The organism is Azospirillum brasilense, assembly GCF_003349955.1.
Taxonomy (GTDB): Bacteria; Pseudomonadota; Alphaproteobacteria; order Azospirillales; family Azospirillaceae; genus Azospirillum; species Azospirillum brasilense_B.
The window spans coordinates 1-9,960 of record NZ_QLKQ01000134.1; the positions used below are offsets into that span (position 1 = coordinate 1).

Genomic DNA, 9,960 nt, shown 5'->3' on the forward strand with positions numbered 1-9,960 from the left:
CCATGCCGAGCTGACGGCCGAGCGCGTCGGCGATCAGGGGGTTCGGTTCAACCAGAACAGCACGCATGGGGTTCTCCGCAACATCGAATCGGCCAGGGCGATTGATTTGCTTTTTAGGAAAAGTCTTCTTCGCGCCTGCAAACATCATTCAAAAAACCAATCGAAATCCGTACTGTCAATCGTTGGTGTTAATACCTTGGCGAGAGGCGGGAGTCGGCGTTAAAGCGGTTTTAAAACCTGTTAACAGACCTGATTTTGCAAAATTTGCCGGCGAAATTCGTAAAAATGCGAGATGAATTCTCGTCGGCGCTTCCGCCGACCGTTTCCCGGCCTTGGCCTATGGAAAAAGGTTCCTGTGCGTGGCGCGCCGGACGCGCTACTGTGGCGCTGCAGGCCCGACTGTCAGGATAAGCCGCGATGACCGAGATGATGCCGCTCTCCAACGCCGAGGACACGCCGCCTCCGCCCGCGGCACCGGCCAAGCGGGCCACGCGTCAACGCGCGCCAAAGGCGCCCCTGGGGGCGCCGTCGGAGGAAACCACGCAACTCCTGCGCGTCTACGGGGATCAGGTCGCCACTCTGGGCGAACAGATCGCCAAGGCGGAGGCCGCGGCGGACAGCGAACGGGCGGAGCGGCTGCGGGTGATCGCCGAGCACGCCTCCGAGCGCGAACGCTGGCGCGAGGCCATCGGGCAGGTGGAGCGGGCACGCTCCGGGGACGTCGGGAGCCTCCAGGGCGACCGCGAGGCGGAGCGCGACCGCATCAACCAACTGGTCGAGACGCTGATCGCCGAGACCTCGGCGCGCGAGCAGGGCATGGCCCGCGCGCTTCAGGACGCGGAGGACCGGCTGTCCGCGGTGAACGCGGAGATCGCCGCCCTGCGCCTGTCCCACGCGGTGGCGCTGGACCGGCTCCAGGCCGACCGCGAGGCCGAGCGCAAGCGCATCGGCGACCTCGTGGAACGGCTGATCGCCGACACGGAGACGCGGGAGCGCGGCTTCCGCCAGCGCATCGAGGCGGCGGAACGCCGCAGCGAGGAGGCGCAAACGGCTTTGGAGCAGGAGCGCCGCACCGGCGCGGAGCTGGAAAAGCGGCTGGAGCGGCTGACCGGCACGCTGGACGGCCTGCGCCGCGACCGCGAAGCCGAGGTCGCCGCCTACGAGGCGATGCGCGACCAGTGCCGCATCCTGGTGACCGAGCTGGCGCGGCGGCAGACCCCCTGGTGGCGCCGCCTGTTCCGGAGGTGAGCGTCCGGCGCTGAGCGTCATTCGTCCTTTTTGTCGTCGCCGCCGCGGAAGGGCGCGGTCGCCACGTGGGCCGTCGCCGACACCACGTCGCCAGCGACGCTGACCGCGGACCCGGCGACGCTGGCCGCCGTGTCCACCGTGGCGACCACCACGCCGCAACCGGTCAGAAGCAAGGCCGCCGGAAGAAGCAGGACGGCGGCGGAGAAGGTGGGGCGGCGCATGGTCTTCGGCCTTCGAAAGGGGTATGCCGCTCCACTATGCCCCGGACGCGCGATGGCGCGCCTGTGACCAAACGGCGGCGCTCATGCTGGCACGCCGCCGTATCGCTGCCAAGTGGCCAACCGCCAAGCGATCCGTGCTTACGGCAGCTTCTTGAAGGCCATACGCCGCATCGGCTGGTCGAAGGCGGTCATGCCCTCCGCGTCGATCCGCCCGCTGGCGGCGAAGCGGCGGCGGACCTCGGCCTCCACCGGGGGCAGGCGCTCGCGCCGCGCCGGGTCCACGGCGGTGACGTGGGTCAGGTAATGATCGGCGTCGCGGTAGCGCACCACTGTGCCATAGACCGTCTCGTCCACCGCCTGCAACGGCAGCGGCGGGTGCTTCAGCGTGTCGTAGGCGGCGGCGCGCACCTCGGTTTCGTCCTCGATGGGCAGGATGACCTCGAAATAGGCGCCCTCGGCGATCGGCTCGACCACCACCAGCGTGCCGCCGGGCTTCAGCACCCGCGCCGCCTCGGCCATCGCGTCGGCCATGACCGCCAGCGGCAGGTGGTGGAAGCTGTTGGAGTAGACCACGGCGTCCACCGACGCGTCCTCCAGCGGCAGGGCCTCCCCCTTGCCGACGCGGTAGTCGGCGCCGGCAACCGGTTCCGCCTTGCGGGCGCGGGCGAGCTGGCCCTCGCTGATCTCGATGCCGATGGCCCGGGCGCCGAGGCCCGCGAAATGGCGGGTCAACGCCCCGTCGCCGCAGCCGACATCCACCACGGTCCGGTCCCGCGGGTCCAGAATCTCGGCCAGGGCTTCCTTCAGGGTCATCGTCGTCATGGTGCGTTTCCGTTTTTCTTGATGGTTGGCAAGTGTTGGGGCAGGTCCGGCCCCGGCGGGTCAGGGTGCGGCGTTGAGCGTCCGCCGGAAATAGTCGAGGACCTCGTCGTTCAGCCGCGCGTGGAAGGCGGCGCGGTCGAATCCCGGCGGGTCCTCCACCGTCGCGCCGAAGCGGGCGGCGGCGCTGGCCGGAACCGGCGTCAGGAAGGCGTAATGGCCGGCGCCGGGGACGAGGTCGTACTCCGGTGGCCGGGGCAGCAGGCCGCGCACCCGCGCCACCTGGAGAGCGCCGCTCTCGTCGCCCTTCTCCGCCTCGTAGAGCCGGACCGGAACGGTGACGCGGGACAGCGCGCCGTCCGCGAACAGCGCGCCGACCGGGTCCATCAGCAGCAGCGAGCGGATGCGGGGGTCGGTGGCGGCCTCCAGCCGCTTGGGAGCGGTCGCGGCGGCGGTCTTGGCGCCCGCCGGGCAGAGGGTCCGGTCGTCGGGATGGGTGGCGCAGATCTGGGCCAGCCGCCCCGGATCGGCGACCCCGCCCGCCGCCGCCAGCGCCGCGTGGCCGCCCGCCGCGTAGCCGAGCACGCCGATGCGCTGCCGGTCCACCCGGAAGCCCATGGGCGAGGAGTCGAGCACGGCGTCCAGCGCCGCGCGAAGCTGCAGCGGCAACTCCGGCCACAGCGGCACGGTGCCGGTCCGGTCGCCTTTGGCTGTCCTGGGGTCCGCGCCCGGTTCCGGGCCGCCGAGATGGGTCACGATGGCGGTCATCATCCCGCGCCGCGCCAGGAACAGGCCGACGCTGACCATCGCCAGCCCGTTGCGCGCCGGTCCCTGGGTCATCATCACCAGCGGCACGGAATCCAGAGCCGGCCCACCCTCCGGGGCGACGTTCAGGTGATAAGGGCCCCGGCGGAGCGGCTGGACATGGTCGCGCGTCGGGTAGAGCAGCAGGATCGGCACCGTCTTGCCTGTGCCCGGATCGGCGTAGGCGATCTGCGACACCGCCGCCCGGAACTGGGCCGGCGTCTCTCCCCGCGCGGGCAGGGCCGCCGGAAGCAGCCCGGTCATCGCAAGTGCCAAAACCCACCGCCGTGTCCGCGGACCCATCGCAACCCCTCCGGCATCACGTCACCAGGCCTTCCCCGCCGGGCCTTCCGTTGGGGGAGTGTGGCCGTCTTGCCGGTCGGACAGCAAGCACGGTGTTTCCTGCCTGAACAATGGGGTTCGCAAATCATGGCGCCTTGCCAAGAAACGGGCCGGCCTGTACCACGGCGGTGCGCCCCGCCAACCGCCAAGGCACAGGTCGGCCCGTCCCATGTTCGACAGCTTCCTTCTCGCCTTCACGGCGCTGTTCTCGATCGTCAACCCCGTCGCCATGGCGCTGATCTTCAGCCAAGTGACGGCGGAGCGCAGCCCGAAGGAGCGGGCGCAGCTCGCCACACGGGTCGCCGTCTATTCGGCCATCGTCATGCTGACGGCCCTGTGGGCGGGGTCCTACGTGCTGAACTTCTTCGGCATCTCGCTGGCGGCGCTGCGGATCGCCGGCGGCTTCGTGGTGGCCGAGCGCGCCTGGGCGCTGCTGAGCGCGCCGGAAGCCCACGAGGCCCGCAAGCAGGAACAGGCCGCGCCGGCGGAGGAGGCCGGGAACTCCGATGTGGGGGAATCGGCCTTCTTCCCGCTGACCATCCCCTTCACCACCGGCCCCGGCACCATCTCCGTCGCCATCGCGCTCGGCGCCACCCGCCCCCGGGGCAGCGAGGGGCTCACCGAATTCTTCATCGGGGTGTCGGCGGCGGCGCTGGCCATCGCGCTGCTGATCTGGCTGTCCTACCGCTCCGCCGACCGGCTGGTGGCGCTGCTCGGTCACACCCGCGCCCGCGTGCTGACGCGGCTGTTCGCCTTCCTGCTGTTCTGCGTCGGCGTCCAGATCCTGCTGACCGGTCTTCTGGACGCCTTCCCCGTGCTGGCCTCGGGGCGCTGAGCCTGATTCAGCGCGCGCGCCCCACGCGCTGGCGGGCCATGCGGTCGGCCACGGCGGCGGTCGGCTTGCGCTCCATGTCGGCGCGCGCGAAGATTTCCGTCAACGTGTCGGCGATCCGCTCGATGTGGGTCATCACGCGGCCATGATCGTAACCGGCGCGCTCGTAATAAACGTCGATCACCCCGCCGGCGTTGATGACGTAATCGGGGGCGTAGAGGATGCCGCGGTCGGCCAGCGCCTGCCCGTGCCGGGCCTCGGCGAGCTGGTTGTTGGCGGCACCCGCGACGACCGGGCAGGTCAGCCGCGGGATCGTGCCGTCGTTGAGGACGGCGCCCAGCGCGCAGGGGGCGAAAACATCCACCTCCAGATCGAAGATGGCGTCGGCGGGCACGGGCGTGGCGCCGACGCGGTCGGCCACGCGGCGGGCCTGCGCCTCGTCGATGTCGGCGACCCACAGCCGCGCTCCGGCCTCGGCCAGATAGCGGGCGAGGTGCCCGCCCACGCTGCCCACGCCCTGGATGGCGACGGTCAACCCCTCCAGATCGGTGCGGTGCAGGCGGTGGAGCACCGCCGCGCGAAGCCCGACGAAGACGCCGTAGGCGGTTGAGGGGGAAGGGTCGCCGCTGCGCGTGCCGCCGCTCGCGGTCGCCTTCTCGACCACGCCGGAGACGTGGGCGGTCTCCAGCGCCATGGTCTTGATGTCGGGAACGCCGGTGCCGGAATCCTCGGCGACGATGTAGCGTCCGCCCAGACGTTCGACATGGCGGCCCATGGCGCGCAGCAGCGCCTCGCTCTTGTCGGTGCGCGGGTTGCCGATGATGACCGACTTGCCGCCGCCCAGCGGCAGGCCGGCCAGGGCCGACTTGTAGGTCATGCCGCGCGACAGGCGCAGCGCATCGCGCAGGGCCTCCTCGTCGCTGGCGTAGGGCCACATGCGGCAGCCGCCCAGCGCCGGGCCGAGTGTCGTGTCGTGGATGGCGACGATGGCGCGCAGGCCGGACGCGGCGTCGGAGCAGAAGACCACCTGTTCATGGTCGTCGAAATCGGGATGGTCGAACAGCGGCACGGTTTCCTCCTGATCTTTTTCTTTTTGAAAAAGCGGAGATCACCGTGGCGCAAAGCTCGGGCGTTGCGCGCGGCAGGGTTCCGCGCGCCGTGCGATGGTTCGGCGTGTCCGCTTTTCCTTGCCCTGTGCTTCACCCCTTCTTGATCGGTCGGTGGAGCGACGGGACCTTCTCTTGAAGGAAACTAGATGTGCATGAAAATGCTGGCAAGGCGGACGGTTGGTCGGCCTGCAAAAAGCAAGGAGATGAGCGCGGGAACGGTTCCGCGTCGGAAAAGTGTCGCGGAGGGGGCCGCGAACGATCATTTCCGGTCTGCTCTCAAGACGGAGAGGGAGGCCGGGGACCGGCCGGGCGGTGGGGGGAGGCCGCCCGGCCGGTCCCCGCGGGGATCAGAACTCCTCGTCCCCGCCGAAGCCGCCCCACGAATCGTCTTCGCTGGGGATCTCCTCGGCCACCTGATCGACGGCGCCCTGGGCCTCCTGGGCGATGGCCTCGCCGCCGCCGGAGAAGGCGCTGGACAGCGCGCTGCCGATCAGCATGCCGCCGGCCACGCCCATGGCGGTCTGCATGGCGCCGGCCATGAAGCCGCCGCCGGCCCGCTGCGGCTGCTGGGCGTAGGCGGCGACGCGCGGATCGCCGTAGGCCGGGGCGGCGCCGGGCGCCTGACCCCAGGGCGAGCCGCCGGGGCGCTGCTGCGGGGCCGGGGCCGGGGCCGGCTTGGCGCCGCCACCGAACAGGCCGCCGAAGATGCCGCCGCCGCCGGCCGCCGCGGCCGGGCGCTCCTGAAGCTGGCGCTCCAGCTCCTGGTTCTGGTTCTGCGAGGCGGCCAGCGCCTGCTCCAGCATGACGATGGCCTGGGCCATCAGATACGGCGCGCCCGGCTGGCGGGCGATGGTGTCGCGGATGTGGGCTTCGGCCTGCGGGTCGCGCGGGCCGGACTGGGCCTCGGCCTGACGCAGCTTGGCGAAGAGGTCGTCAATGATCTGGCGTTCGGTCTGGTCCATGGCGGTGCTCGTGCTCTCGGTGGTTTGAGGGATGGTCCGGGCGTGCCCCGGCGCGTCGCCCATTGGGTGGGCGTCGTCGTCCGGAGGGGGCCGGAAGGAGGTGGGGAGTGTGGGAGAGGTCCGGGGATCGCGGGTCCATGGGAGCATTCAGTCCCTCCAAGTGCGGTCACGCCCGTCGGCGCAAGAGCAGGTGAAGAGATCCGACATCGCGACCACGTCTAAGTCGCCAGAGGGGCCCGGATCACAGGTCCCGGAGACGTGGGGAGGGCCGGGAACCCTGTCAAGAGAGGGGGGCGCCAGAAAAGCAACGGAAAAACAGCGCTGCGTTACTCGGGCCGGGTGCGCGCCTCGAAGCGCCGGCGGTCGCTCTTGTCGCTCAGCACGAAGGCGAAGGGGCGCAGCGCGTCGATGTGGCTGAGCGCGATGGCGATCAGGACGGTCATCGGCACGGCCAGCACGGTCCCGGCGGCCCCCCACAGCCAGCTCCACAGCAGCAGCGAACTGACGATCACCAGGGGCGAGATGGCCAGTTGCTTGCCCTCCAGCCGCGGGCCGATGAAGTTGCCCATCACCTGCTCGATCACCAGCAGCCCGCCCGCGACCATCAGGGCGGTGGTCGATCCGCCCTGGGCCAGCGCCATCAGCACGGGCAGCATGGCCGCCCCCACCGACCCGATCACCGGGATGTAGTTCAGCAGGAAGGCCAGGAAGCCCCACAGGAACAGGAAGTCGATTCCGAACAGCGACAGCCAGCCGATGTAGAGCGCCCCGGTAATCAGGCCCAACGTCGTGCTGACCAGCAGGAAGCGGCGGAACTGCTGGGCGATGGCGGTGACCGCGGTGACGGTGGTGGCGCAGCGCTCCGGCCCCAGCGTCTTGACGATCTTCTCCCGCCAGACCGGCGCCTCGACCAGCATCAGCAAGGCGAGGAACAGCACGATGACCAGCGTCGAGACGGCCTCCCGCGCCGCCGTCAGCACCGACGCGACGAGCCCGGACAGCGCCTCCGCTCCACCGCCTCCGGAATCGGAGCCGCCGCCCGAATCGCCAAGAAATTGCGCGCGCAGCCCGTCGATCCAGCCGTTCGCCTGCCCCCACAGCCGTTGCAGCTCCTCGGCGTGGCGCGGCACCTCGCCGGCCACGCGCTGGCCAATGAACCACAGGCTCCCGGCGAAGACGGCCAGAACCAGCAGCACCGTCAGCATGGCGGCGAGCGGGCCGAGCAGGGCCAGCCGCGGCGGCACCCGGTCGCGCATCCAGCGCCCGATCGGCGCCACGGCGACCGCCACGAAGAAGGCCCCGGCCAGCGGGATGAGGACGGGTGAGGCGGCGCTCACGACCCACAGGACGGCGACGGCGGCCAGCAGGCCGACCAGCCAGAGGCCGAGCGTCATCCGGTCGATGGACCAGCCGCGCTCCATGTCCGCGTCCTCACGCTGTGCCAAGGCCGTCCGCTCCCCGCCGTTGCGCCGCGCTGCCAGTTGGGCAGCATGAGCTTGACGCGAAACCGGCCGCGAAGTTCCGCGACGCCCCGGTCCCGGCGGGAGCGCAGAATTGCCACCGGGGGGACGTTGCGGCGCAGCGGAGCTGCCACCAACTCACTGGGGCCGGCTCCGCCGGAGCGGGATTCAAGCCTGGGGACTCATGCCATGGACCGCATCAACACGGCTTTCCTGTTCGACCTCGACGGCACGCTGATCGACAGCGTCTACCAGCATGTGCTGGCCTGGCAGGAGGCGCTGGACCATGAGGGGATCGAGCTGTCGGTGTGGCGCATCCACCGCAAGATCGGCATGAGCGGCGGCCTGTTCGCCAACATGCTGCTGCGCGAGACCGGCCTCGCCATCAGCCCGGAGCTTCTGGAGCGGTTGCGACGCCGCCACGCCGAGGCGTTCCGCGGTCTGGCCGGGCGCGTCCGCCCGCTGCCCGGCGCGCAGGAGCTGCTGTCCCACCTGACGGCGGCGGGCATCCCCTGGGCCATCGCCACCAGCGGCCGGATCGAGACGGCGCGCTCCGGGCTGGAGGCTCTGGGCGTCGACCCGGACGAGGTGCCGGTGGTCACGCGCGATCAGGTGAAATACGCCAAGCCCGACCCCGACCTGTTCCTGGCCGCGGCGGAGCGGCTGGGTGTTCCCATCGAAACGGCCATCGTGGTCGGCGACAGCGTGTGGGACATCCTCGCCGCGCGGCGCGCCCGCGCGCTCAGCATCGGGCTGCTGTCCGGCGGCTACGGGCAGGACGAGCTGGAGCGGGCCGGCGCCTTCCGCGTCTACGAGGACCCGGCCAGCCTGCTGGAGCATCTGGACGAGGTGGGAGGCCGGCGCTGAGCGCCGACCGGTGCCGCGCGCTGCTGATCATCAACGGGAAGGCCCGCCAGGGGCGGCGCGCGCTCGACGATATCCGGGAGGAGGCCACGAGGGCGGGCGTCACCCTGATCCGCGCCGAGTGCCGCGAGCGGGAGGACATCGCCGAGGCGATCCGCGACCATGCCGACTCGGTGGACATGGTCATCATCGGGGGCGGCGACGGCACCCTGAACGCCGCCGCCCCGGCGCTGGCCGACACCGGCCTGCCGCTGGCCATCCTGCCCATGGGCACGGCGAACGATCTGGCGCGCACGCTGGGAATCCCGCTGGACCTGCGGGAGGCGGCGAAGCTGGCGGTCAGCGGCCCGATTCGCCGGATCGACCTGGGCGAAGTCAACGGCGTGGCCTTCTTCAACGTCGCCAGCATCGGCCTGAGCGTCGAGCTGGCCCGCGAACTGACGCGCGAGATGAAGCGGCGCTGGGGCGTCTTCGGCTACGCCGTGGCGGCGTTCCGCGTGGCGCGGCGCATGGCGCCCTTTCGCGCCGAGATCCGCATCAACGGGGTGCGGCACCGCGTCAAGTCGGTGCAGATCGGCGTCGGCAACGGGCGCCATTACGGCGGCGGCATGACCGTGCAGGAGAACGCCGCCCCCGACGACGGGCAGCTGGACGTCTACAGCATCGACCTGCGCGGCTGGTGGGAGTGGCCCCTGCTGTACCCGGACTTCCGCCGCGGCCGGCATGGGCACTGGAAGAACGTTCACGCCTGGTACGGGCAGGAGGTGGAGATCACCACCCGCCACCGCCGCCCAGTCAACACCGACGGCGACATCACCACCCACACCCCGGCGCGCTTTCGCGTGCGGCCGGGAGCCGTCGCGGTCATAGCACCACCGCGGTGAGGCCTTGCCCCCACCCCGGCCCTCCCCCGCTGCGCAGGGGAGGGAGATGACGTCCGTCCCCTCCCCTGCGACAGCGGGGGAGGGTTAGGGTGGGGGCCCGTCTTCTCCACGACTCGCCACAACCCCGGCGCGACATTCCCCCTCCGTTCCAAGTCCGCTCGTGAAACAGTTCGCTGAGCGAACATAATCGCTTGCGGGCTAGTGGTATCTGGTATACCGTATCACCAATCCAAGCCGCTTCCCTTCTCCGGGGCAACGAAACCGCGGCTCAAACCCCTTCAGCCGGGGGCCCTCCCACGCGAGGGGCAAGAAGAGTCAGGGACGGGAACAGCCATGCAGACGATGAGTTTCTCGGTCGCGCCCCTGGATCAGGGGATGAGCTTCAAGGCGAAGGCCTACCAGTCGCTGCGCCAGG

The 9,960-nt window shown here is 70.8% G+C and carries 9 protein-coding genes and 1 pseudogene; 4 read left to right on the plus strand and 6 right to left on the minus strand.

The genetic code is table 11. The features are described from left to right. Positions 1–417 precede the first annotated feature (417 nt). Positions 418–1,248, plus strand: a complete 831-nt coding sequence (locus DXK32_RS31005; protein ID WP_114862018.1) for a hypothetical protein — start codon at positions 418–420, stop codon at positions 1,246–1,248. Positions 1,249–1,265: 17 nt separating this feature from the next. Here the strand turns inward: DXK32_RS31005 and DXK32_RS31010 are convergent, their stop codons facing one another. From DXK32_RS31010 to DXK32_RS31020, 3 genes and pseudogenes are all read right to left on the minus strand, one after another. Next, positions 1,266–1,469 carry a hypothetical protein gene (locus DXK32_RS31010; RefSeq protein WP_114862019.1) on the minus strand — a complete coding sequence of 68 codons (204 nt, stop codon included), beginning with the start codon at positions 1,467–1,469 and terminating at the stop codon, positions 1,266–1,268. A gap of 138 nt (positions 1,470–1,607) precedes the next feature. Next, positions 1,608–2,309, minus strand: a pseudogene (locus DXK32_RS31015) (class I SAM-dependent methyltransferase); the annotation flags it as partial. Positions 2,310–2,351: 42 nt separating this feature from the next. Continuing rightward, positions 2,352–3,356 (minus strand): alpha/beta hydrolase family protein, encoded by a 1,005-nt coding sequence (locus DXK32_RS31020; RefSeq protein WP_247877428.1) that lies wholly within the window; start codon positions 3,354–3,356, stop codon positions 2,352–2,354. Positions 3,357–3,603: 247 nt separating this feature from the next. Here DXK32_RS31020 and DXK32_RS31025 point away from each other — a divergent pair, with 247 nt between their 5' ends. Continuing rightward, complete coding sequence (locus DXK32_RS31025; protein WP_114862022.1) at positions 3,604–4,269, plus strand: MarC family protein; 666 nt, start codon at positions 3,604–3,606, stop codon at positions 4,267–4,269. Between the two features lie 7 nt (positions 4,270–4,276). Here DXK32_RS31025 and DXK32_RS31030 read toward each other — a convergent pair whose 3' ends face one another. From DXK32_RS31030 to DXK32_RS31040, 3 genes are all read right to left on the minus strand, one after another. Continuing rightward, a complete protein-coding gene (locus DXK32_RS31030; RefSeq protein WP_114862023.1) occupies positions 4,277–5,335 on the minus strand; it encodes a Glu/Leu/Phe/Val dehydrogenase dimerization domain-containing protein in 1,059 nt (352 codons plus the stop codon). A gap of 387 nt (positions 5,336–5,722) precedes the next feature. Beyond that, the gene (locus tag DXK32_RS31035; RefSeq protein WP_162801432.1) at positions 5,723–6,337 is read right to left on the minus strand and encodes a DUF2076 domain-containing protein; all 615 of its coding nucleotides are present in this window, start codon (positions 6,335–6,337) and stop codon (positions 5,723–5,725) included. 326 nt (positions 6,338–6,663) lie between these two features. Further along, positions 6,664–7,782, minus strand: coding sequence for an AI-2E family transporter (locus tag DXK32_RS31040; protein ID WP_247877429.1), 1,119 nt, complete (start codon positions 7,780–7,782; stop codon positions 6,664–6,666). A 204-nt stretch (positions 7,783–7,986) separates the two neighbouring features. Here DXK32_RS31040 and DXK32_RS31045 point away from each other — a divergent pair, with 204 nt between their 5' ends. Further along, positions 7,987–8,664 carry an HAD family hydrolase gene (locus DXK32_RS31045; protein ID WP_114862026.1) on the plus strand — a complete coding sequence of 226 codons (678 nt, stop codon included), beginning with the start codon at positions 7,987–7,989 and terminating at the stop codon, positions 8,662–8,664. Beyond that, positions 8,661–9,545: a lipid kinase gene (locus tag DXK32_RS31050; RefSeq protein WP_114862027.1), complete on the plus strand. Its 885-nt coding sequence runs from the start codon at positions 8,661–8,663 to the stop codon at positions 9,543–9,545. The genes DXK32_RS31045 and DXK32_RS31050 overlap by 4 nt, the downstream gene beginning before the upstream one ends. The last annotated feature ends 415 nt before the right edge of the window (positions 9,546–9,960 follow it).